This window comes from Flintibacter sp. (genome assembly GCF_046973065.1).
On the sequence record NZ_JBKVXZ010000014.1, the window covers coordinates 43,300 to 65,459 of the forward strand.

At 59.2% G+C, this 22,160-nt stretch carries 22 protein-coding genes; 7 read left to right on the forward strand and 15 right to left on the reverse strand.

The window, feature by feature from the left end; translation table 11 throughout:
* Nucleotides 1-12: 12 nt before the first annotated feature.
* Complete coding sequence (locus ACLTXB_RS07235; protein ID WP_428226532.1) at nt 13-1,476, reverse strand: complex I subunit 5 family protein; 1,464 nt, start codon at nt 1,474-1,476, stop codon at nt 13-15.
* Nucleotides 1,477-1,765: 289 nt separating this feature from the next.
* On the opposite strand from ACLTXB_RS07235, the gene ACLTXB_RS07240 reads away from it, so the two are divergent.
* A complete protein-coding gene (locus ACLTXB_RS07240) occupies nt 1,766-2,977 on the forward strand; it encodes an IS110 family transposase (RefSeq protein WP_428226363.1) in 1,212 nt (403 codons plus the stop codon).
* 14 nt (nt 2,978-2,991) lie between these two features.
* Complete coding sequence (locus ACLTXB_RS07245) at nt 2,992-3,468, forward strand: helix-turn-helix domain-containing protein (protein WP_428226362.1); 477 nt, start codon at nt 2,992-2,994, stop codon at nt 3,466-3,468.
* A 137-nt stretch (nt 3,469-3,605) separates the two neighbouring features.
* On the opposite strand, the gene ACLTXB_RS07250 is transcribed toward ACLTXB_RS07245, so the two are convergent.
* The 14 genes from ACLTXB_RS07250 to nth all read right to left on the reverse strand — a co-directional run bounded on the left by ACLTXB_RS07250 (nt 3,606) and on the right by nth (nt 14,264).
* Nucleotides 3,606-5,075 (reverse strand): complex I subunit 5 family protein, encoded by a 1,470-nt coding sequence (locus ACLTXB_RS07250; protein ID WP_428226533.1) that lies wholly within the window; start codon nt 5,073-5,075, stop codon nt 3,606-3,608.
* A gap of 33 nt (nt 5,076-5,108) precedes the next feature.
* Nucleotides 5,109-6,590 carry a complex I subunit 5 family protein gene (locus ACLTXB_RS07255; RefSeq protein WP_428226534.1) on the reverse strand — a complete coding sequence of 494 codons (1,482 nt, stop codon included), beginning with the start codon at nt 6,588-6,590 and terminating at the stop codon, nt 5,109-5,111.
* A 30-nt stretch (nt 6,591-6,620) separates the two neighbouring features.
* On the reverse strand, nt 6,621-6,998 hold the full coding sequence (locus ACLTXB_RS07260) for a sodium:proton antiporter (RefSeq protein WP_428226535.1): 378 nt from the start codon (nt 6,996-6,998) through the stop codon (nt 6,621-6,623).
* Between the two features lie 2 nt (nt 6,999-7,000).
* Nucleotides 7,001-8,014, reverse strand: a complete 1,014-nt coding sequence (mbhE, locus tag ACLTXB_RS07265) for a hydrogen gas-evolving membrane-bound hydrogenase subunit E (RefSeq protein ID WP_428226536.1) — start codon at nt 8,012-8,014, stop codon at nt 7,001-7,003.
* Complete coding sequence (locus ACLTXB_RS07270; protein ID WP_008980919.1) at nt 8,004-8,261, reverse strand: hydrogenase subunit MbhD domain-containing protein; 258 nt, start codon at nt 8,259-8,261, stop codon at nt 8,004-8,006. The genes mbhE and ACLTXB_RS07270 overlap by 11 nt, the downstream gene beginning before the upstream one ends.
* Nucleotides 8,258-8,587, reverse strand: a complete 330-nt coding sequence (locus tag ACLTXB_RS07275) for a cation:proton antiporter (protein WP_428226537.1) — start codon at nt 8,585-8,587, stop codon at nt 8,258-8,260. Before ACLTXB_RS07275 ends, ACLTXB_RS07270 begins: the two co-directional genes overlap by 4 nt.
* Nucleotides 8,584-8,886 (reverse strand): monovalent cation/H+ antiporter complex subunit F, encoded by a 303-nt coding sequence (locus ACLTXB_RS07280; RefSeq protein ID WP_020989686.1) that lies wholly within the window; start codon nt 8,884-8,886, stop codon nt 8,584-8,586. Before ACLTXB_RS07280 ends, ACLTXB_RS07275 begins: the two co-directional genes overlap by 4 nt.
* The gene (locus tag ACLTXB_RS07285) at nt 8,879-9,352 is read right to left on the reverse strand and encodes a Na+/H+ antiporter subunit E (protein WP_428226538.1); all 474 of its coding nucleotides are present in this window, start codon (nt 9,350-9,352) and stop codon (nt 8,879-8,881) included. The genes ACLTXB_RS07280 and ACLTXB_RS07285 overlap by 8 nt, the downstream gene beginning before the upstream one ends.
* A gap of 280 nt (nt 9,353-9,632) precedes the next feature.
* Nucleotides 9,633-10,511, reverse strand: coding sequence for a B12-binding domain-containing radical SAM protein (locus ACLTXB_RS07290; protein WP_110440432.1), 879 nt, complete (start codon nt 10,509-10,511; stop codon nt 9,633-9,635).
* Nucleotides 10,512-10,579: 68 nt separating this feature from the next.
* The gene (locus tag ACLTXB_RS07295) at nt 10,580-10,777 is read right to left on the reverse strand and encodes a DUF951 domain-containing protein (protein ID WP_008980924.1); all 198 of its coding nucleotides are present in this window, start codon (nt 10,775-10,777) and stop codon (nt 10,580-10,582) included.
* Between the two features lie 9 nt (nt 10,778-10,786).
* Nucleotides 10,787-11,479, reverse strand: coding sequence for a response regulator transcription factor (locus ACLTXB_RS07300; RefSeq protein WP_008980925.1), 693 nt, complete (start codon nt 11,477-11,479; stop codon nt 10,787-10,789).
* 16 nt (nt 11,480-11,495) lie between these two features.
* Nucleotides 11,496-12,761 (reverse strand): replication-associated recombination protein A, encoded by a 1,266-nt coding sequence (locus ACLTXB_RS07305; RefSeq protein WP_428226539.1) that lies wholly within the window; start codon nt 12,759-12,761, stop codon nt 11,496-11,498.
* Between the two features lie 31 nt (nt 12,762-12,792).
* The gene (locus tag ACLTXB_RS07310) at nt 12,793-13,407 is read right to left on the reverse strand and encodes a DUF6198 family protein (protein ID WP_008980927.1); all 615 of its coding nucleotides are present in this window, start codon (nt 13,405-13,407) and stop codon (nt 12,793-12,795) included.
* A 197-nt stretch (nt 13,408-13,604) separates the two neighbouring features.
* Nucleotides 13,605-14,264: an endonuclease III gene (nth, locus tag ACLTXB_RS07315; RefSeq protein ID WP_325207677.1), complete on the reverse strand. Its 660-nt coding sequence runs from the start codon at nt 14,262-14,264 to the stop codon at nt 13,605-13,607.
* Nucleotides 14,265-14,444: 180 nt separating this feature from the next.
* Between nth and glyA the strand changes: the two genes are divergently transcribed.
* From glyA to ACLTXB_RS07340, 5 genes are all read left to right on the forward strand, one after another.
* Nucleotides 14,445-15,698, forward strand: a complete 1,254-nt coding sequence (glyA, locus tag ACLTXB_RS07320; RefSeq protein WP_428226540.1) for a serine hydroxymethyltransferase — start codon at nt 14,445-14,447, stop codon at nt 15,696-15,698.
* Between the two features lie 241 nt (nt 15,699-15,939).
* The gene (locus ACLTXB_RS07325) at nt 15,940-17,631 is read left to right on the forward strand and encodes an efflux RND transporter periplasmic adaptor subunit (RefSeq protein ID WP_374736744.1); all 1,692 of its coding nucleotides are present in this window, start codon (nt 15,940-15,942) and stop codon (nt 17,629-17,631) included.
* Between the two features lie 13 nt (nt 17,632-17,644).
* Nucleotides 17,645-18,340 carry an ABC transporter ATP-binding protein gene (locus tag ACLTXB_RS07330; RefSeq protein WP_040648989.1) on the forward strand — a complete coding sequence of 232 codons (696 nt, stop codon included), beginning with the start codon at nt 17,645-17,647 and terminating at the stop codon, nt 18,338-18,340.
* On the forward strand, nt 18,337-19,590 hold the full coding sequence (locus tag ACLTXB_RS07335) for an ABC transporter permease (RefSeq protein ID WP_428226541.1): 1,254 nt from the start codon (nt 18,337-18,339) through the stop codon (nt 19,588-19,590). The genes ACLTXB_RS07330 and ACLTXB_RS07335 overlap by 4 nt, the downstream gene beginning before the upstream one ends.
* An 18-nt stretch (nt 19,591-19,608) precedes the next feature.
* Nucleotides 19,609-21,972, forward strand: a complete 2,364-nt coding sequence (locus ACLTXB_RS07340; RefSeq protein ID WP_428226542.1) for an S-layer homology domain-containing protein — start codon at nt 19,609-19,611, stop codon at nt 21,970-21,972.
* The last annotated feature ends 188 nt before the right edge of the window (nt 21,973-22,160 follow it).

The window sequence follows — 22,160 nt, forward strand, 5'->3', positions numbered from 1 at the left end:
CTGTCTTTATCATTATGCGCCCAGCAAGGTCTGGATTGTCCCTACCAGGGCGTTGGCCCCCAGACCCAGGGCCACCGACCCCACCGACAAGGTAATTAGAGGCAAAATCATTCGGATACCGGGGTCCCGTCGGGCCTGCCGGGGTACCCGGACCGTGAGCTGCCGGTTCTGCCGGGGGAAAAAGGCCAGCAGCACGATCTGCATCAGGTACAATGCGGTGAGCAGGGCGGACAAAATGAGAGCCGCCGCAGCCAAATAGCCGATCCACTCCCCCAGTCCAACCGCTGAAGTAGCCAGCATCCACTTGCTGGTAAAGCCCGCCAGTGGCGGCACACCCATGAGCCCAAGGCTTGCTGTGGCGAAGCATCCAAACACAATGGGCATCAGCACGCCGCAGCCCTCCACGTCGGGGACGAAGTCCCGGTGGAGTTTGTAATGTACCGCACCCACGCAGAAAAACAGGGTGATTTTCAGCACGGCGTGGAAGATCATATGGACCATTCCCGCCGCCAGTCCGGCGGTGGTCAGGGTGGTCACGCCTAGCAGCACATAGGACAGGTTACTGATGGTGGACCAGGCCAGACGGCGCTTTAAGTGCTTGGTGCGAAGCGCCTTGGAGGAACCGTACACAATGGTAAAGATGGCCGCCCCCATCACCAGGTATTGGGCCCAGGAGCCCCGAAGAAGGGCAGGTCCGTAGCCGTACCAGGTCAGGCGGGTGACGGCGAACACGCCCGCCTTCACCACCGCCACCGCATGGAGCAGGGCGGTCACCGGCGTGGGAGCCACTGAAGCCCGCAGCAGCCACTTGTGCCCCGGGAACACCGCCGCCTTTACGCCAAAGCCAAAAAAGCCCAGCACATAAGCAGCCCGCAAGGTATTCTCCTTGCCGGCAGGACACACCAAACTGCCGCCCAGGAGGAACACAGTGCCCCCGTGCTCCAGCAGCATGACCATGGCCAGAAAACCCAGAGCTGCCCCGCACATGGAGTAGGTGAGATACACCCGCCCAGCGTAGCGGACCTTGCTGTCCATAGCGTGCATCACCAGGGGCAGGGTGGCCAGGGTGAGCAACTCGTAAAAGAGGTACATGGTCAAGGCGTTGGCGGAGAAGGCGATGCCCAGGGTCACGCCGAAGCTGGCCAGATAGAAGGTAAAAAAGCGGTTCTCATGCCCCTCCCGGCTCATATACTCCACGGCGTACAGACAGGCCAGCGGCCACAGCACCGACACCAGAGCTGCAAACAAGCAGGACAGGCCATCCACCCGGAACGCAATGGACAGGTGATCTCCCATGGTCAGCAGCGTGAAGAGCGGGCCATCCCGCAGGGTAAATACCGCCCACAAAGCCAGGGCAGCGGTGATACAGGCCGAAGCCAGCACGTAGTTCTGCCGGGCAATGCGTCCATGGGGACGCCAGGCCGCTAAGCCCAGCCCGGCAAGGATGGGGAACAAAATGGCGCACAGCATGAGCATGGGTTCTCACCTCCTATTACAATATATTTACGGATCAAGGCACGGCAGCCAGCCGTGTCTTTTTCCGCATCGTTGCCAAAGCTGTTAGAATGAGAGAGTCTTGGCCTGATGTATACCTCCAAGGACCAGCGCGTCCGTGACGAAGTCCGTCAGCCAGCCTCTCATTCGCAGCGTTCGATTTATGCAGGTTGAGCCACCTCCTTGGTGCGCCCGTGTCATCAAATAGATTGGATCGGCAATGGTGGAATGGCTGGTCGCCAAAACAAATCCATGATGAGGAGCGATCAATATGAACAATGTGGCAGGGATCGATGTTTCCAAAGGAAAGAGCATGGTGTCTGTCCTCCGTCCTTTTGGAGAAGTGGTGGCAAAACCATTTTCTGTTGGTCACACCGGCAGCGAACTCAAGGAGCTGGCAGATTACTTGAAAAGTCTGGACGGTGAGACACGGGTAGTCATGGAGCACACTGGACGGTACTATGAGCCAGTAGCCCGCTTTCTTCATGAGGAGGGCGTCTTTGTCAGTGCAGTCAATCCGAAGCTCATCAAGGACTACGGAAATAACACCTTGCGCAAAGTGAAAACAGACAAGGCGGATTCCCGCAAGATTGCCCGGTACGGTATTGACAACTGGGCAGAATTGCGCCAACATACACCCATGGATACGATTCGAATGCAACTGAAAACACTGAACCGGCAGCAGAGTCTGTACTCCAAGACCAAGACGATGATGAAAAATAACCTCATCGCCCTTCTTGACCAGACCTATCCCGGTGTCAACACCCTCTTTGACAGCCCCGTCCGTGAGGATGGGTCGCAGAAGTGGGTGGACTTTGCCACGACCTTTTGGCATGTAGACTGCGTGCGGAACATGAGCCTCACTGCCTTTGCCGAGCGTTACCGCAAGTGGTGTAAACGGCATGGCTACAACTTCAGGCAGAGCAAAGCCGTTGAGGTCCACACCGGAGCACAGGACCTGATTGCCATGCTCCCCAAGGACGCTCTGACCAAAACCATGGTCCGGCAGGCCATTGATGCGCTGAACGCCGTCTCTGCCTCTCTGGAACGGCTCAAGGCTGAAATGCAGGCCCTGGCAGCCCAGCTCCCGGAATACACTGTGGTCATGGCCATGCACGGAGTGGGAGATTCCCTTGGCCCTCAACTTATGGCGGAGCTTGGTGATGTGACCCGGTTTACCCACCGAAACGCCATTACCGCTTTCGCGGGTGTTGACCCTGGCGCTGACCAGTCCGGCACTCACGAGGCCAAAAGTACGAGGGTTTCCAAAAGCGGGCCGCCGGAGCTGCGCCGCGCCTTATTCCTGGTTATGGACTGCCTACTAAAAACACAGCCCCAGGATGACCCGGTGTACCGTTTCATGGATAAGAAGCGAGCCGAGGGCAAACCCTATCTGGTTTACATGACAGCCGGCGCCAACAAGTTCCTGCGCATCTATTATGGCAGAGTAAAAGAATATCTGGCATCTCTGGAGGGAAATTAAGGAAGTATCCTTCCTTGTTGGGGAACGATACTGCATTTACGCTAAAAGCATCTTATGACAGAAAGAGAGCGATTAAGATGTTTTTAGACAATTTATCCACCTCCATCCTCAAATTATGTGATACTCGAAAACTCAGCTATGAAGCCGCCTCGGAACGATGCGACCTCAGTTCCAGGTACTTTGGCGACATTGCCAGAGGCAAGACTGCGCCCACGATCCTGACGCTGGAAAAACTCTGCGTTGGCTTTGAACTGACGCCAAATGACCTGTTGATCCCCTCAGAGTTCTGGAGAGAGATGGCCTTCCGCGAACCGATGCCGGTTACACACATCCGCTGCTTTCGATACCTCTCTGGCGTGACGGGTTTTCCTGTTTGCCCACAATGCGGAAGGACTATGGAACGGGAGTACCAGACCTACTGCGACCGCTGTGGGCAGTGTCTTGACTGGGACAACTTCTCTAAAGCAACGATTATTCTTCCTCAGAAGTAATGCGCACTGTTACATACCTGACTATCCGGCCAGCGGCCTTTACCTGCTGACCGCTTTTGGTATGTCTTTTTCTCTCCTCAATTTTTCTTCATTTTTCTATTGACTTTTTATTTGCAGACTTTTCTCAACATAACAGGTTATCCAAACAGAGGCTCCACCACTGCGGCCAGCCCGTTGTTCAGCAGCTGCGGGAACATACCCAGCAGCACCACCGCCGCCGTCAGCAGACACAGGGTGGTCCACATGAGCCAGGTGTCCTGCTGTTTGATGACGCTCTCGTGGTCAAAATCTTTTCCCGGGAAAAACGCCCGGATGACAATGGGCAGCAGATAGCCCGCCGTCAGCAGGGCGGACACCATCAGCACTCCAATACCCCAGCAGGCCAGAGTGAAATCCCCTGCCTCCAGGGTGCCCTGGGCCAGCAGCCATTTACTCACAAAACCGCCGGTGGGCGGGATACCTACCAGAGACAGGGCGGACAGGGCAAAGCTCCACATGGTGAAACTGCACGCCACACCCACGCCCCGCATCTGGGAGACCTGAGTGATGTGGGTCTGGTAAATGACCGAGCCGGTGGACAGGAACAGGGCGTTTTTAGCCACGGCGTGGAAAATAACCTGGAGCAAGGCCCCTGCCAGGGCCACGGGGTGAAAGAGCATCAAACCGAAGATAACGTAGGACACCTGGCTGACGGTAGAATAGGCCAACCGCTTTTTCAGGGTATCCTCCCGCAGGGCCAGGGTGGAGCCCATAAACACGGTGATGAGGGACAGCACCAGCACCACCATCTGAGCCCAGGAACCGTCCAGGAACTCCCAGCCGAACAGGTAGTAGGCCACCCGCAGCAGGGCCAGCACGCCCATTTTGGTGATGAGGCCGGACAGCACGGCCGAGGCAGGCGCCGGCGCCACCGGGTGAGCAATGGGCAGCCAAGCGTGGAGGGGGAACATGCCCGCCTTACAGCCAAATCCCACCGCCATCACCACAAAAACGCCCAGCAGCAGGGTGCGGTCCTCCCCCGCCCGGGCAAGGTCCAGCACGCCGCCGGGAGTAAACAGGTCGGTGGTGCAGTAGCCCTGGAGAACAAACAGTCCCAGCAATCCCAGTCCCGCTCCCGCCACCGAGAAACCCAGGTAGCGGTAGGCGGCCTCAAAGGCCTTTCGGGTACCAATGTGCAGCACCAGAGGGACAGAGAGGAGAGTCATCATCTCATAAAAGAGATAAAGCGTCACCAGATTGCCTGCAAAACAGATGCCCATCAGGGCGCCCAAGGTCATCAGGTAGAAACCGAAAAACCGCTCCCGGTGACCCTCGTGGTTCATGTACTCAAAGGCAAAGACAGCCACCGCAAACCAGATGAGGCAGATGAGGTTGGCAAACAGCCGCCCCAACGAGTCAGCCTGGAGCACCAGCCGCGCCCCGTCGGTGAGCTGGAGCAGGACAAAGGGCTCGGTGTCGTTCCGGGCCACCTCCAGCACCACAAAGATCTGAAAGACCAGCAACAGAGTGACGGTGAGCCGCCGGGTCTTCATATTGTGGATGCCCAGTACAGCCAGGCCGCCCAGGATGGGAACTAAGATGGGCAAGAGAAGCAAGATCCCGTCCACTCCCCTACCTCCTTTCCAATGGTCTTTGTGTGTTTAAAACAGGTTGAGGCCCTGTTCAATCAGGTCCCGGATGGGACCAAAGGCAGTACCCAGCACTACATTACACAGGAGGAACAGCACCAGAGCGCCCTCCCGCTCCCACTTCCAGGGAAGCTTCTCCCCTTCTCCTCCCCGGCCCCAGATGGCCAGGATGGCGGGGATATAGTACATGGCATTGAGCACCGAGCTGGCCGCCAAGCCGAAGAGGGCCGGTGCGGTCTGCCACTGGGCGTCCAAGGCAGCGATAGCCAGACAGTATTTGGCGGAAAAGCCCGCCAGCAGGGGCAAACCGCACAGGGACAGTCCGCCCACCGTGAAGGCCAGTCCTCCCAGAGGTGCCCGCCGGGCGGCGCCCCGGAGCTGGCTCCAATAGTGGCCTCGATTGCTGGCCCGGATCATGGCTCCCGCCCCGGAGAAGATCATGGACTTGGTCATGGCGTGGGCCAGAATCTGGTAGCAGGCGGCGATGAGCCCCGCGTCGGTCCCCAGGCCCAAACCCAAGAAAATGTAGGAAATTTGGGCAGACGAGGAGTAGGCGATCATGCTCTTGACCTCCTCCTGGCGCAGAGCGGCCACCGAGGCAAAGAGCATACCCGTCAGACCCAGGAGAAACAGCAGATCGTCCATGTAGGTGGTGGCCAGCAGAGACGGGCCGTACACTCGCAGGATGAGTTTCAGGAGAATAATGAGGTAGCCCTTGAGCACCAGACCAGACAGCACCGCGCTGGAGGCAGTGGTGGCGCTGGCGTGGGCATCGGGCAGCCAGGCGTGGAAGGGAAACTGGGCACTTTTGATGCTCAAGCCCAGAGTCATCAGCAGGGCGGATACCACCAGAGGCAGGGTGTAGGTCCGGCTGGCCACCAGCTCCATCACCGCCTGCTCCAGGCTGGAGAAGAGAAGCTGGCCGGTGATGCAGTAGAGCAGAGCAATCCCCAACAGCACCAGGCCGGAGCCCAGGCAGCTGAAGATGAGGTAGCGGATGGCGGACACCACGGACCGGCCGCTCTCCTTGGCCACCACCGCCATGCAGGCGGTGACGGCGGCAATCTCGATAAAGACATAGGCAGTGAACAGGTCATCGGTGTAGATCATGGCCAGCAGAGCGCCAAAGAGCAGCTGCATGAGCACGCAGTAGCTCCCCTGGCGGTCAGCCCGCACATCCCGGCGGATATCCTCCGCCCCAGCGCACAGGGACAGGATCATCACCACACTGAACACCAGGGCCAGCAGGGCCTCCAGGGGGCCGCAGTGCAGCAGATTGCCCCAGGGAGCCGGGAAGCGGCCCATCTGGTAGGTGAAGCTCTCCCCCACATCGGACAGCTGGACCAGCAGCACCGCCGACAGGACGGCCACCACCGCCTCCACCCCGCGAACGAGGTTCAATCCCCAGCTCTTTTTCGGAAAAAATGGGATGACCATAGCGCTCATCATCACCAAGAGGATGCTGAACATGGGTATGTTATATGTAAGGGACATTTACTTCACCTTCTCTCGCATATCGGGGTTTTACTCCTCCGCCTTGCCCTCCCAGGCCAGCATGAGGATGACGTCCAAGTTGACGCTGTGATATTGGCGATAGAGCCGGATGGTCAGAGCCAGAAACAGGGCGGTGGTACTCACCGCCACCACGATACCAGTGAGCACCAGGCCGCCGGGCACTGGGTTTATGTACTGGGATGCCTTGGCTCCCTCCTCCACAATGGGGGCCGCTCCCCCTTCGATGTAGCCCATGGAGGCCAGGAAAAGAAAGACCGCCGTGTCCATCAGATTGAGGCCAACGATCTTCTTAATCAGATTAGGATGGAGGAACAGGGTAACAAAGCCGATACTGAACAGCAGCACAGCAGTAATATAATAGCGCTGCTGCAAAATGGTCTCCAGCACAGTTATCCCTCCCCTTCCAGAAACAGTGAATAAAAGGTGTACATGGTACAGGCCACGATGATGCCCACACACAGATTGAGGGGCAGAATGAATCCCCCACTGAAAATGGTCCCGGGAATTCCCTTGGGCACCTCCCAGCCTACATGGTTGGCCCCGGTGTAGAAGGAGTAGCCCTTCATCAGTCCATAGGCCAGCAGGCAGGTGACGGTAATCTTAGAGGTGCGGGACGCAGGCAGCATCCGGGCCATCCGCTCCTCCCCCAACACCAGGGAGGCCAGAATCAAGCCCGCCCCCAGAATTGCCCCGCCGGAAAATCCGCCGCCGGGGCTCAGGTGGCCGTTGACCACTACATAGATACCAAAGAGCAGAATCACAGGCAGAATCCGCCGTCCCAACTGAGAGAGCACCTTGTCCGGTCCCCGGAAGGTGCGCATCCGGCTTTTGGGGCTGTGGAGCAGCAGCAAGGTACTCATGGCAGCGGCAAAGAGCACCGCCGACTCCCCGAAGGTGTCAAAGGCCCGGTAGTCCAAAATCATGCCGGTAACGGCATTCACCGCGCCCGTCTCCTCCAGTCCCTGCTCCAGATAGCGCTGGGACACTTCATTCACCGCCGGGCTATCCGCCCGGCCAAAGAGAGGCAGATCCATGGTGACCACCAGAAAGATGGCCGCCAGGGTGATGACAATGACCGCGCTGAGCACCCGGTAGAGCAAAATCTGGTAGCGCAGCTTTCCCGGGCGGTGGTGTCGGGGTGGGTGGACCGGCTCCGGCTCCGGAGCTGGGGGACCGTGGAGAGAACCCCGGGGGTCCTCCAGGCCCTTCTCCCTGCGCTGACGGAAGCGCATCAGGCGGTAGGCCCCAAACTCCATATAGCCGTGGGCCTCGATGTACTCCAGGTACTCCTGGAACTCGGCGCGCTCCGGGTCCTCAGGACCCTCGGCCCCCTCAGGCTCCTCACCCCCTGCCCAGCGGAGAAAGCGGTGGTACCAGTCCTCCTGGACGTGGTTATTCTTCATCCTTTTCCAGCCCCCTCAGCGCATTGATCTTCCGCAGGGTAAGGAAAAACAGCAGACTGGTCACTCCCGCCCCCACGGCGGCCTCAGTGATGGCCAGGTCGGGGGACTCCAGCAGGAACCACAAAATGGACATGACCGCCGAGTAGGACATGAAGATGATGATGGAGGACACCATCTTCTTGCCCAGCACCGTAGCCAGAGCGCAGAACACCAAAAAGGCCAGCAGCAAGACTTCCAGCACGATCATAGCTCCTGTTCCCCCCCTCCCGGCAGCGTATCAGGCTCGATGCCCCGACCAGTGACCAGCTCCATGCGGGCGATGAGGTGGGCGGAGACCGGATTGGTCACCCACAAAATTACCAGAGCCAGGACCAGCTTTGCGGAAGCCACGGTAAACCCCCACAGCACCATCACCCCCGCCAGCACCAGGAACACGCCCATGGTGTCGGCCAGAGCTCCGGCGTGGATGAGGTCCAGGGTCTCCTTGAAGCGGAACAGGCCCAGAGCGGCGATAAGCACCACCACGACCCCCAGGCAGATGAGGACCACTCCAAGGATTGTGCGTATGGTCATGGCTCCTCCTCCCTTCTCTCCCGGTGCCGCCGGATGGAGATCCGGCTGAGCACCGCCACCGCCAGCAGATTCAACAGTCCATATAAGATGATGACATCCACCAGGTAGGACGCACCCAGCAGATAGGACAGCACGCTCAGCAGTAAAATTACCACGGTGCAGATCATGTTCAGGGCGATGAGCCGGTCGGTGTACCGGGGCCCACGAATAGCTCGGGCCAGACAGGCCAGCAGCACCAGGGTGAGCACACACAGCACACCTACCAGAATACCGCCCAGCACCGGTGTACACTCAGCCATGGTCTCCCTCCTCCCAGCGCTCCAGGCGGGGCGCAAAGCCGTTTTCCTTTACCCCTTTTGCAAAGTCCTCATCCAGGGCATGGACGCACAGATAGTTTCCCTTTAAGGAGACGGTCACCGTGCCCGGGGTAAGGGTGATAGAATTGGCCAGGGTGAGACGGGTACCCTCCTCCTTCAGATCGGTACGGAACCACACCAGCCGCCCGCCTCCCTTCCGCTTTTTGGGGAAAAGGATGCGCTCCATCACCTGGAGATTGGACACCACAACCTGACCAAACAGGTAAAAAAGGTATAAAAATACCCTGGGGAGCCGTCGAATCAGGCGCAATCCTCCCCAGGCGGGCAGTTTCAAAACCGTGCGTGCAAGCCAAGTGAGCGCGGCGGAGACCGCCGCGCCTGTGAGCACTACTTCCAAATCCACTCTTCCGTTGAGCACGATCCAAATGAGGAACAGTAGGAAAAACAAGGGGGAACCTCTCTCCTTTGTTTTCAGGATGAGCCCCTGCGTTCCCTCCTTCTCCGCCAAAGCCGTAAGGGATCGCATTAGGCCGTTAAAGTGCATTATAGCAGATACTTCATGAAATTGAAAGATTTTCATGAAAAATATTCAAAATTTTTCTGTTAAAGCTCGAACAGTCCCTTTTCAGCCAGGTGGTATTCCATGCTTAACCTCAAAAAGCAGGGATCTTCTCCCAGCTTAAACAAACGCGGGATGTTCTAAAACATCCCGCGTCCGGTTTCAACGATCAGATTCCCCGATTCAGGGTACGGCGCAGGCGGATCTTACCCGCAAGCGCCTGGTCCAGCAGGTCCAAGAACTTCTGCCGATCCTCAGGCAGGCCGCCCTTGAGAGGCAGGTAGTTGGAGGCGTGGTTGCTGGTAAAGTGGAGAGGATCCACGTCCAGATTTTCTACCAGCAGGTGGCACTCCTCCAGAATCTGGTCCGGGGTGCACACCTTGAACCGTCCGGCCAGCACATCCTCCCCCAGGGGAGTGCCCTTGGCTGGGGCGAAGGTCATGGCGGACAGGTGCCGGGGCTTCATGGCATTGATCATCTTGGCGGTGGACAGGATGTGCTCCTCCCAGTCCCCATCCTGGCCGGTAAGGCCCATGATGACGATGGCCCACAGGTCAAAGCCCGCTGCCACCAGCTTTTGGCCCGCCTCCAGCATCTGGGCGGCGGTAACACCTTTGTTGATGGCCTTGAGCACCGCGTCGCTGCCGCTCTCCACCCCCAGGTAGGCCCGGTTGAGACCAGCATCCCGGATGGCTTTCAGCTCCTCGGGAGATTTGGCCAGGGTGCTCCGGGGACCGGCGTAGGTGGTCACCTTCTCCAGGGCGGGGAAGGTGTCGTAGAGCTTGCGCAGCACCCGGATGAGATCATCGGTCTTCATGATGACCGCGTCGCCATCCATCAGGAACACCCGCTTGAGGCCCGGACCGTAGTAATCCCGGGCCATATCGATGTCCTCCAGAATCTCCTCCACCGGGCGGATGCGGAATTTCTTCTCCTTATACATGGCACAGAAGGTGCACTTATTATAGGAGCAGCCGATGGTACACTGGAGCAGGTAGCTCTTCCACTCTCCCGGGGGCCGGTACAAAATGTCACTGTCGTATCGCATAAGTCGTTTCCTTTCTTCTCACAAAACAAATGGTTCCGCTCCCACTAGGGCGGGAGCGCAAAACATGGTCACACGCTCACCTGGTCTCCGTCCCGGAACACCTTGCGGATGTTTTTCTCCGCCTTGCTCCGGGGCAGCATCACCTCATGGCCGCAGCCCTGGCAGCGCATCTTAAAGTCCATGCCCACCCGCAGCACTAACCACTCCGAGCTGCCGCAGGGATGGGTCTTTTTCATTCTCAGGATATCCCCTACATGAATGTCCATGCCGACCTCCTAACAATCCGCCATTTTAAAGCCAATGCCCCACACGGTCTTGATAAACTCCTGCTTGCTCACCTTGCCCAGCTTGGAGCGCAGGTTGCTGATGTGCACGTTGACCGTGTTGTCGTCGCCGAAGTAATCCTCGCCCCACACGTGCTGATAGATCTGCTCCCGGGTAAATACCCGCTTGGGGTACTCCATCAGCAGGGCCAGAATTTCAAACTCCCGGGCGGTGAGGGTCACGGGATTTCCTTCCGCAGTGACGGTAAACTCCTCCCGGTCCAGGCACAGATCGCCGCAGACAAAGCGCTGCTTTTTCTCCGGAGGTGCGGAGAACTTCTTCACCCGGCGCAGCTGGGCCTCCACCCGGGCCAGCACCTCCTGATTGTCAAAGGGCTTGGGGATGAAGTCATCCGCCCCCAGGCGCAGCACCTTCACCCGGTCCTCCACGCCCGCCTTGGCAGACAGGACGATGATAGGCATGGTGCCGTGCTGGCGCACCTTGGCGATGAACTCCTCTCCGGTCAGACCGGGGAGCATCAGGTCCAGCAGCACCAGGTCAAAGCCCTCCTTCTCCGCCCACAGCATGGCCTCGCTGCCGGAGAAGGCGCTCTGGCTGAAATAACCTGCGTCGTTGAGGATGGTACACAGCAGGCGGTTGATGTCCTGATCATCTTCCACCACTAAGATCCGTATCGGCTCCAACTTAGGTCCTTCCTTTCTAAGGCTTTTTGATCTCGTCCCAGTAGCGGCGGGCGGCCTGCTCCGTCTTGTTGTCGCCGTACTGGTAGTATTTCCGGTTTTTCAGCTCGTCCGGCAGGTACTGCTGGCGCACCCAGTGGCCGGGGAAGTCGTGAGGATAGAGGTACCCCTGCTCCCGCTCCAGCCCTGCCGAGTCGGCGTGGACATTTTGCAGTTCACGGGGGATGTCCCCCACCCGTCCAGCCTTCACATCGGCCATGGCGGCGGCAATGCCCTGATAGACCGAGTTAGACTTGGGAGAAGTGGCCAGCAGCACCGCCGCCTGGGCCAGAGGTAGCCGGGCCTCGGGCAGCCCCAGCTGCAAAGCGTTGTCCACGCAGGCCTTCACGATGAGGGCGGCCTGGGGATAGGCCATGCCCACGTCCTCGCTGGCCGAGCACAACAGCCGCCGGATGGCGGTGGTCATGTCCCCTGCCTCCAGCAGCCGGGCCAGATAGTGGAGGGCCGCGTCCGGGTCGGAACCCCGCAAGGACTTCATCAGAGCGGAGGCGATGTCAAAGTGGGCGTCTCCTTCCCGGTCGTAGCGCATGGCTGACTTCTGGGCCGCCGTTTTCGCGTCGTCCAGGCTGACAAGGAATTTTCCTTGCTCCTTCTTGGCCGCCGAGGCCAGCAGCTCCAAAGCGTTCATGGCCTTGCGGATGTCGCCGCCGCAGGCGGAGGCAATGTGCTCCCGCACTCCCTCCTCCAGCTCCAGCTTGCCGCCAAGACGCCCCTCCAGGATGGAAACACCTCGGTCGATGGCGGGCAGGGCGTCCTGGGCGGTGATCTGCTTGAACTCAAAGACGGTGGACCGGGACAGCACGGCCCCAAACACATAGAAGAAGGGATTCTCCGTGGTGGAGGCGATAAGGGTAATCTTCCCGTTCTCCATAAACTCCAGCAGAGACTGCTGCTGCTTCTTGTTAAAGTACTGAATCTCGTCTAAGTAAAGCAAAACTCCTTCCGGGGCCAACAGGGTCCCGATGTCGGCGATGATATCTTTAATGTCGCTGATGGAGGCGGTGGTGGCGTTGAGGCGATGCAGCGGCCGGTTGGTGCGCTGGGCGATGATGTTGGCCACGGTGGTCTTTCCTGTGCCGGAGGGACCGTAGAAGATGAGGTTGGGAACATTGCCTCCCTCAATGATGCGGCGCAGCAGACCGTCCTTGCCCAGGATGTGCTTCTGCCCCACCACCTCGTCCAGGGTCGTGGGCCGGATCTCGTCGGCCAGAGGCCGGTATGCCATAACAAATCACCTCACAGAGAAACATCAAAACTCAGGCGGGCTGCTCCAGACCGGCAGCCCGGCACATCCGCGTTTTAAAGAAGTGGTTCACCAGGGCGATGGAGCGCCCCACACCCACCATGGCGGCCAGGGTACCGATACCGATGCCGATCACCTGTCCCCGGCACGCCAGGCCGATGATACAGGTCACGGTCACGCAGCCCACATCGAAGATATTCTTAGCAAAGCCTTGATCCCGGCCCATCTTCTCGGCCACGGCAGCCACGATGCCGTCTCCCGGATTGGGCACCAGGCGCATGTTCACCGTCATGGACACCCCTACGCCGGTACACAAAATGGCCAGAATCAGCAGCAGAAAATTGGCAAGAAAACCGTGGTTTGCGCTGTTATAGGGAATAAATGCGTCAAACAGGTTGAGCACCCGGCTGAACACCAGACTCAGTGGGAACTGGAGCAGATCGTAGAGGTGGCTCTTTTTTCCCCGGATGGCAAATTGGGCGGCTACAAACAGGGCGTAGAGCACAAAGGTCATATCCCCGAAGTTCATATCCAGAATCTGGGATACACAGTAGGCCACCGATACGATGGGCGACACCCCCAGGCCGGTCTTGGTGTTCAGAGTGAGGCCCAGGGCCAGGATCACCATGCCCAGGGTATAACAGCACCATCGGTTTATGCTCTCCGCTTTCTTGAAAGAAAGCTTGGCAAAGAACTTCCCGCAAAGCTTCGCTTTGCCTCCCGCCTGCTGGCAGGAGGAATGTGCCGGGGACAGTCCTTCCCCCGCCTGTAAGCTATCACTTGTCCTGTGTTTCAATGTAACATACCTTCTTTAATATTGAATTCTCAGTCTTTGGCAGGCTCTGCCACGTTTTTGGTAAAGTAGTCGCACCAGGGCCGGAGCACACACTCCCCGCACTGGGGGCGACGGGCAATACACACCGCCCGGCCGTGGAGCACCAGACGGTGGCAGAAGTCGTTGGACTCCTCAGGGGGCAGCACCTTCCGAAGCTGCATCTCCACCTTGGTAGGGTCCTTGGAGCCGTCAGTAAGGCCCAGCAGACCGGTGATGCGGATACAGTGGGTGTCAGCCACCACCACACCGGGTACGTGGAACACGTCGCCCAGCATCAGGTTTGCTGTCTTCCGCCCCACACCGGGCAACTTCAGCAAATCCTCCATAGTGCCGGGCACCTTTCCTCCGTACTCGGCCAAAATCATCTGGGAGGCCAGCACGATATCCCGGGCCTTGGCACGGAAAAAGCCGGTGGAGTGGATGTACTGCTCCACCTCGGAAATATCCGCATTGGCCAGCGCCTCCAGGGTGGGGAATCGGGCAAAGAGCGCCGGGGTCACCTTATTCACTCGCTCATCGGTACACTGGGCGGCCAGACGCACCGAGAACAGCAATTCGTAATCTTTTTCATAGTCCAGAGAGCAGATCCCGTCGGGATAGAGCTCCTTGAGCGCATCCACAATGGCGCGCACCTCTTGCTGTGACTTCATGGTTTCATCCTCTCTTTCGAGCATATCATTTTTATTATATCACAACTTGTCAAACCTGGCGATGGGAACTTTCTGTTTCTTCCGCATTGTTTTTTTCCGTGCTTCTGGTATAATAACCGCAGAACTGTGAACATCCGCAGACAGGCTTTGCCTGAGAAGAACAGAAAAGGAGTGTTTCCCATGGTCAACGAACTTATGGACTTTCTCACCGCCGCCGATCCTCAGGTGGGTGAGGCAGTACGGGCCGAGTACGACCGGCAGCAGCAGAACATCGAGCTGATTGCCTCGGAGAACATCGTCAGCCCCGCTGTGCTGGCCGCCGCCGGCACCGTGCTCACCAACAAATACGCCGAGGGCTATCCCGGTAAGCGCTACTACGGCGGCTGCCAGTGCGTGGACGTGGTGGAGAACATCGCCATCGAGCGGGCTAAGGAGCTCTTCGGCGCCAATTACGCCAACGTGCAGCCCCACTCCGGCGCCCAGGCCAACTTTGCCGTGTATCAGGCTCTGTGTCAGCACGGCGACACGGTCATGGGCATGAGCCTGGACAACGGCGGCCACCTGACCCACGGCTCCCCCGTGAACTTCTCCGGCAAGAACTATAATATGGTTGCCTACGGCGTGGACGAGAAGGGCTATATCGACTACGATCAGGTGCGTGATCTGGCCAAAAAGCACCAGCCCAAGATGATCCTGGCCGGTGCCTCCGCTTACCCCCGGGTCATCGACTTCAAGACCTTTGCCGACATCGCTCACGAGGTAGGGGCTTACCTGTTTGTGGACATGGCCCACATCGCCGGCCTGGTGGCCGCGGGCGTACACCTCTCCCCTGTCCCCTACGCCGACGTAGTGTCCACCACCACCCATAAGACCCTGCGCGGTCCCCGCGGCGGCATGCTGCTGTGCAACGACGAGGCCATTGCCAAGAAGCTCAACTCCGCCATCTTCCCCGGCAGCCAGGGCGGACCTCTGGAGCACATCATCGCTGCCAAGGCGGTGGCTCTGGGCGAGGCCCTCAAGCCTGAGTTCAAGGAGTATCAGACCCAGATCGTAAAGAACGCCGCCGTGCTGGCCCAGGCCATTTTGGATGGCGGTCTGGACCTGGTGTCCGGCGGCACCGACAACCACCTGATGCTGGTGGATCTGCGCCCCGCTCACCTCACCGGCAAGGAGATGGAGCACCGTCTGGACGAGGTGTATATCACCGTCAACAAAAACGCCATCCCCAACGACCCGGAGAAGCCCTTCGTCACCTCCGGCATCCGGGTGGGCACCCCCGCTGTCACCTCCCGCGGCTTCAAGGAGGAGGAGATGAAGGTGGTCGGCTCCCTCATCTGCCAGTGCGCCCGGGACGACTTCCAGTCCAACATTGAGTCTCTCCGCGCCCAGGTGAAGGCCCTCACCAGCAAGTACCCCCTGTATACCAACTGCTGATTGTCATTCCACACGCCCTGCAGCTCTGCTCCGGCAGTCTGCAGGGCGTTTTTTTGCATTTTCTTTCCTGTTTCGCCCAGCTGCGCCTGATCCTTTCCATTTCTTTAGAATCCTTAAGTGAATCTTAAACATTTGTAATTGCCCTGTAATCGTCCTGGAATCTTTCATGGCATATAATGGTCTTGATCGAACAGGCCTTCCTGCCCATTGGAAGAATATTTACATTCAGGAGGAGTACACCATGTCAGAAGCTACCTTACCCCAGACAAAACCCGCCCCTCCCTCTCCGGCGGCCGGCAAACCCAAAAAGCCTCTGGACAAGCGGAAACTGCGGACCATCATTGCCTTGGTTTTGGTCGCAGCCCTTTTATTGGGCGGCGGTGTCGCCCTGTACCGGTTTCTATTCTCTTCCAACGATAAGCCTGGAGAAATTCTGTCCAAGCCCGCTGAGATTGGCTCCCTGCAAAGCCGGGTAGCGGGCAGCGGTTCGGCCAAGGCCAAGGAGTCGGCGGCTATCACCCTGACCCAGGGCGGCACGGTCCAGGAAGTCTTTGTCAATGCCGGCGAGACTGTCACCGCCGGCCAGCCCCTGTACAGCATCTTCAGCCAGGCGGCTCAGGACGAGGTAACCAACGCCCAGAAGCGGGTGGACTCCCTGCAGAAGGATATGGCCGACCTCCAGGAGCAGGCCTCCAACCTCACCCTCCGCGCCCCCTTCTCGGGCAAGCTCACTCAGGTGCAGTCCTTTGAGCCCGAGCAGGAGATCTCCGCGGGCACCACGGTAGCCACCCTGGTCAACGACAAACAGCTCAAACTCTCCCTCTACTTCAGCTATGCCTATGAGAACAGCATCTATAAGGGGCAGTCTGTTCAGGTCTCTGTCCCCACCGTGATGCGCACCTTCACCGGCCGGGTGGATGAGATCCACAAGGTGAGCTTCATCTCCCCCGAGGGAGCCGTCCACTTTGAGGTGGTCATCGTCTTTGACAACCCCGGCACCCTCACTGCCGGCATGGACGCCTCTGCCATACTTACCGCCTCCGACGGCAGTTCCATCTACCCCTATGAGAACGGAAAGACCGAGTACTATGAGTCCCGGGAACTGAAGACCAAGGCCGGCGGACCGCTGGCCTCCACGGGCAACCTGCGCAACTACGCCAACGTCTCCGCCGGGACCGCTCTGCTCACCATGGCCTCGGACACCATTGACTCTCAGATCCGCGCCAAGCAGGAGGAGCTGGACGAGGCCGTCCGGACCCTGGAGACCGCCCAGAAGGCCCTGGCCGACTTCAACGCCGTGGCTCCCATCGACGGCACCGTCATCACCTGCACTCTCTCCCCCGGCGCCGAGGTAAAAAGCGGCGATACGGTCATCATCATCTCCAACAACACCACCATGCTGGTCACCATCAATGTGGACGACAAAAATATCTCCTTCATCCACCCCGGCGACATGGTGGAGCTGGACTGGAACGGCACCATGTTCATGGGTACTGTCACCGCCATTGACATGGGCGGCGCCCAGAGCGGCAGCGGCATGACCACCTATCCCGTCACCCTGACCGTGGACAACTTTGACGGCACTCTGGTGGACGGCGCCTGGCTGCAGTACTCCTTTGTCACCAGTCAGTCGGACAACTGTATCATCGTCCCAACTAGCGCGGTCAAGTACGTCAGTGACGCCGAGGGAAATCGCCAATCGGTGGTCTTTGTCCAGCGGGACAGCCGCCCCGAGGATGTGCCTGAGCTGCTTCTGCCTGAGACCGAGCCCGGCCAGAAGCCCCAGTTCCCCTCTGAGGCGGACGGCTACTACCCTGTTCTCGTGGAAACCGGCATCTCCGACGCAGAGAACGTAGAGATCATCTCCGGCATTGAGGAGGGCGACGTGGTCTTCGTCAACTTTACCGTGACCGATCAGGGCAGCAGCTGGTAAAGGAGGGCCGCATATGCTCATCGACATCCAAAACCTCTACAAGATATACAACGAGGGGAAGGAGAGCGAGGTGCGGGCGCTGGACGGTGTCTCCCTCCAAATCGACCGGGGAGAATTTGTGGCCATCGTGGGCCAGTCCGGCTCCGGCAAGTCCACCCTGATGAACGTGCTGGGCTGTCTGGATATCCCCACCTACGGCCAATACCATCTCAACGGCACCGACGTCACCTCCCTTTCCGATCGCAGCCTGGCTCGCATCCGCAACCGAGAGATCGGCTTTATCTTCCAGGGCTACAACCTCATTCAGGAACTCAACGCCCTGGAAAACGTCACCCTCCCCCTGATCTATCAGGGTGTCTCCGTGTGGGAGCGGGAAGAGATCGCCATGGCCGCCCTGGCCAAGGTGGGCATGGACGACCGTGCGCATCACCGCCCCAGCGAGATGTCCGGCGGCCAGCAGCAGCGGGTGGCCATCGCCCGGGCCATCGCCACCCACCCCCCTATCATCATGGCCGACGAGCCCACCGGCGCGCTGGACTCCAAAACCGGGCGGCATGTGCTGGAGATCCTGCGCTCCCTCTACCGGGAGGGCACCACGATACTGCTTATTACCCATGACGACGGCATCGCCGCTACCGCCCGGCGGGTGGTACGGCTGTCCGACGGCAAGGTGGTGGCGGATCACCCCCAGGAGGTGGACTGGACATGAATTTATGGCAAGCCTTCAAAATGGCCTTCAAATCCATTTCCTGCAAAAAGACCCGCTCCTTTCTCACCATGCTGGGCATCATCATCGGCGTGGCCTCCGTGGTCATCATGGTCTCGGTGGTCCAGGGCCAGAACCAGAAGAGCATGGAGTATTTTGAAAAAATGGGCACCAACAAAATCAATGTCCGTGCCTACTCCTTCAGCGACATGAATAACGAAACCTCTCAAAAGCTGTATGACTATTGTCTCACCCTCAACCACCTCATCGACGGCATCACCCCCGACATGGAGATCGGCCAAAAGCTTACCATTCAGTACGGCGCCAAAACCATTGCCGTCAACGACTGGGAGAACAGTCAGAACATGAGCTGGGAGGACATGATGCACGTCAAGCTGGGTTCCGACCAGTACGGCGTGTGCAACAACTACACTCTGGCTGCGGGCCGGGAGCTCTCCTACCTGGACATAGAGGAAACCAATCCTGTCTGTGTTTTGGGCGCCGGAGCCAAAGAAAAGCTCTTTAACTTTATTGATCCCGTGGGCGAAACCATCACCATCAACGGGCAGCCCTTCCTGGTGGTCGGGTGGTACAACTCCATGGCTTTGGAGGGGTGGCCCGAGCTGGACAACCTCATCGTTCTGCCCTACACCTTCAACCGTAGCCTCAACCAGAACAGCAACATTGACACCTACGTAGTCAAGGCCAAAAGTGCCTCCGCCACCACCGAGGCTCTCACCCTGCTGGACGCCTATTTGTCCGGTCTCTTCCCCAAAAACGAGATGGGATACAGCGACTTTGGCGACTACTACGTGCAAAGTGACAACAGCGCGGCAGAAAACGTCCAGAACCAGAGCAACATGCAGGCCCTGGTGCTGGGCGCCATCGCTGGCATCTCTTTGCTGGTGGGCGGCATCGGCATCATGAACATCATGCTGGTCACCGTCACCGAGCGCACCCGGGAGATCGGCATCCGCAAGGCCATCGGCGCGGAGCGGCGCAGCATCATTGCTCAGTTCCTTATCGAGGCTGCCGTCATTTGCAGCATCGGCGGCATCATCGGCATTGCCATCGGTTACGTGGGCACGCTGATTGCCGGAAAATTGCTGCTGGACGGCATGATCCTTCTGCCCAGCATCCCCATTACCATCGGTGCATTCCTGTTTTCGGTGGTGCTCGGCATCCTCTTTGGCATGTACCCCGCGGTCAAGGCCTCCGGATTGCAGCCGGTGGTGGCCCTGCGGGCAGAGTAAGAGATAGGAGACAAAACCATGAAACGATATTCCATGATCCACGGCCTGCTGGCCGCCGCACTGGCCGTCAATTTGGCACTTCCTGTCACCGCCGCCGGGACCTCCTCCTTTACCGATGTCAGTGACAGCAACACCGCCCTCAACGCCGACATTCTCCGGCTGATGGGCGTGGTTTCCGGCACCGGAGGCAACCAGTTTAACCCCAACCAGGTCCTCACCCGCGCCCAGTTCTGCACCATGGCGGTCAATTTTATGGGTCTGGGGGACCAGGTCGTCCTCCACTCTACCCGCACCATTTTCACCGATGTGACCTCCAAGCACTGGGCCAGGGGCTATGTAAATCTGGCCGCCTCCACCATGATCGGCGGGGATGCGGGCGCGAGCACGGACGGTGAGACCCCTGTGGCCGGCACGCCCCTCATCTCCGGCGTGGGTGACGGCCGCTTCCTCCCCGACGACCAGATCTCCTATGCCCAGGCGGTGACCATTCTCATCCGGGTGCTGGCCTACTCCAGCGATAAGGTTGGCGCGGTATGGCCCGATGGCTACCTCAACCTGGCCCAGTCCATCGGCCTGACCAAGGGCCTGTCTCTGCAGCCCGGCTCCTCCCTCACCCGCGCCCAGGCCGCCCAGCTTCTGGTCAACGCCCTCAAGTGCAAAACCGGAGACGGCAAGGTCTACTACACTACCCTGGGCGAGACCAAGGCGGATACCGTCCTGCTGGCCGTCAATGTGGCCACCGACACGGGAGACGCCATGGGCGCGGTGCGCACCTCCAACGGCACCTATCTCCCCCACATCGAGGATGCCGCCCCCACCGCCCTTCAGGGCCTGCGGGGCAGTCTGGTACTCAACGACAACCAGGAGATCATCACCTTTATCCCCGACGACAGCGACTCGGTCACCATCACCCTCTCCGGCGACGCCCAGCCCGGCTATGTCAAGTCGGGCAACCAGCAGTACACCATTTCGGGCGACACCCCGGTGTACACCCCCGACGCCCCCGAGGGCAAGAGCTATCTGGAATGCTACACCTCCCTGTATTCCGGCACCCAGATCACCCTGTTCACCCAGCGCGGCAAGGTGGTGGCCATCTACGCTACCAGCAGCTCCACCTCGGCCAGCTCGGATGCTGTGGTGGTTATGGACCGGGCTACTGTGGCTACCTTCCACCAGCTCACCGGCGGCGCGACCAGCTTCAACATCATCAAGAACCGCCAGAAGATCAGCCTGTCCGACATCAAGCCCTACGACGTGGTCACCTATGACAGCCTGAGCAACACCCTTGTGGTCTCCGACCTGCGGATGACCTGCTACTATCAGGACGCCCAGCCCACGGTGGCCACTCCCAAGACCATCAACGTCCTGGGCAATGAATTTACCGTCCTGGAGAGCGCCTGGAACACCACCAAGGACTTTAACCTGGGTTCCACGGTCACCCTGCTGCTCACCGCCGACGGCAAGGTGGCCGGTATGGCAAAGCCCAGCGCCCAGACCCGCTCCACTGCAATCGGTATGGTCAACGACGGCAAGGCTGTCATCTTCCTGCCTAACGGCGGCACCATGGAGCTGGAAGGCACGGTGTCCAACGCTTCTGCCGAGGGCCAGCTGGTCATCTTCTCCGCCGGCAAGAGCAGCTTTACCACCAGCAGTGCAGCCGAGAACCGGGCGCCCGGCCCCTTCAACGTGGATAAGATGACCTTGGGCGAGTACACCGTCATGGCCGGCGTGCGGATCTTTGAAAAGGTCAGCAGCAGCGGCGTGGTCCCCATCGATCTCAGCGATCTGTCCGGCTCCATCGAGGCCAAGAACATCGCCGGATACCACCGCAACAGCTCGGGCATGGTGGACTATATCATCCTCAACGACGTCACCGGAAACGCCTATGAGTACGGCATGATGGTGGGCAAAGATATCTCCACCGATCCCGTCTATGACGAGAACGGCGAGCTGATCAGCGAAGGCTCCACCCGCACCCAGTGGTCGCTGGTCCGCGGTCTGGGCGGCACCATCGAATTCAGCCCCGTGGCAGGCTACAACGGCCGCAGCGGCGACATTGTGGGCGTAGTCACCTACAAGAACCGGGAAGACAAGGATATGATCCGCACCATTGTCCAGCTGGAGAAGTTCACCGGCGTCACCGCCAAGGACTTCTTCGAGAGCCAGGGCGACCTGTATGTGTCGGTCAACGGCCAGAATTACCGGGTGGCCGACAACGCGGAGTGCTACGGCGGCATGGCCGGCAACCGCACCGACCCCGGCAGCTGGTTCCGCCAGCCCAAGCTCACCGACCGTGTCAACGCCATCAAGGCCTTCTCCAGCAAGCTCACCGTCTATATCGATCCCACAGGCAAGCAGGTACGAGTCATTACGGCGGGCTGATTTTCTCCCTTTCCCATTCAAAAGGGGCGCGGCATAGCCGCGCCCCTTGCCTTTTTCTTCATTCTATCCTATCATAGCGGTGGGGCATTCTGCCCCATCGCTGTTATGATCTTGAGGTGAATACTATGAGTTTGTTCCGTTGTCCCCTGTGCGCCGCGCCTTTGACGCGGGGGGAACACGCCTATACC

What these genes read in the sequence shown, in the direction of transcription:
- nth (WP_325207677.1), bottom strand. Translation starts at nt 14,264, where the DNA reads ATGAAGTCACAGCAAGAGGTGCGCGCCATTGTGGATGCGCTCAAGGAG.
- ACLTXB_RS07340 (WP_428226542.1), top strand. Translation starts at nt 19,609, where the DNA reads ATGAAACGATATTCCATGATCCACGGCCTGCTGGCCGCCGCACTGGCC.
- glyA (WP_428226540.1), top strand. Translation starts at nt 14,445, where the DNA reads ATGGTCAACGAACTTATGGACTTTCTCACCGCCGCCGATCCTCAGGTG.
- ACLTXB_RS07290 (WP_110440432.1), bottom strand. Translation starts at nt 10,511, where the DNA reads ATGCGATACGACAGTGACATTTTGTACCGGCCCCCGGGAGAGTGGAAG.
- ACLTXB_RS07280 (WP_020989686.1), bottom strand. Translation starts at nt 8,886, where the DNA reads ATGGCTGAGTGTACACCGGTGCTGGGCGGTATTCTGGTAGGTGTGCTG.
- ACLTXB_RS07270 (WP_008980919.1), bottom strand. Translation starts at nt 8,261, where the DNA reads ATGATCGTGCTGGAAGTCTTGCTGCTGGCCTTTTTGGTGTTCTGCGCT.
- ACLTXB_RS07335 (WP_428226541.1), top strand. Translation starts at nt 18,337, where the DNA reads ATGAATTTATGGCAAGCCTTCAAAATGGCCTTCAAATCCATTTCCTGC.
- ACLTXB_RS07295 (WP_008980924.1), bottom strand. Translation starts at nt 10,777, where the DNA reads ATGGACATTCATGTAGGGGATATCCTGAGAATGAAAAAGACCCATCCC.
- ACLTXB_RS07255 (WP_428226534.1), bottom strand. Translation starts at nt 6,590, where the DNA reads ATGTCCCTTACATATAACATACCCATGTTCAGCATCCTCTTGGTGATG.
- ACLTXB_RS07310 (WP_008980927.1), bottom strand. Translation starts at nt 13,407, where the DNA reads ATGGTGATCCTGGCCCTGGGCCTCACTCTGAACACCAAGACCGGCCTG.
- ACLTXB_RS07305 (WP_428226539.1), bottom strand. Translation starts at nt 12,761, where the DNA reads ATGGCATACCGGCCTCTGGCCGACGAGATCCGGCCCACGACCCTGGAC.
- ACLTXB_RS07235 (WP_428226532.1), bottom strand. Translation starts at nt 1,476, where the DNA reads ATGCTCATGCTGTGCGCCATTTTGTTCCCCATCCTTGCCGGGCTGGGC.
- ACLTXB_RS07330 (WP_040648989.1), top strand. Translation starts at nt 17,645, where the DNA reads ATGCTCATCGACATCCAAAACCTCTACAAGATATACAACGAGGGGAAG.
- ACLTXB_RS07275 (WP_428226537.1), bottom strand. Translation starts at nt 8,587, where the DNA reads ATGACCATACGCACAATCCTTGGAGTGGTCCTCATCTGCCTGGGGGTC.
- mbhE (WP_428226536.1), bottom strand. Translation starts at nt 8,014, where the DNA reads ATGAAGAATAACCACGTCCAGGAGGACTGGTACCACCGCTTTCTCCGC.
- ACLTXB_RS07240 (WP_428226363.1), top strand. Translation starts at nt 1,766, where the DNA reads ATGAACAATGTGGCAGGGATCGATGTTTCCAAAGGAAAGAGCATGGTG.
- ACLTXB_RS07325 (WP_374736744.1), top strand. Translation starts at nt 15,940, where the DNA reads ATGTCAGAAGCTACCTTACCCCAGACAAAACCCGCCCCTCCCTCTCCG.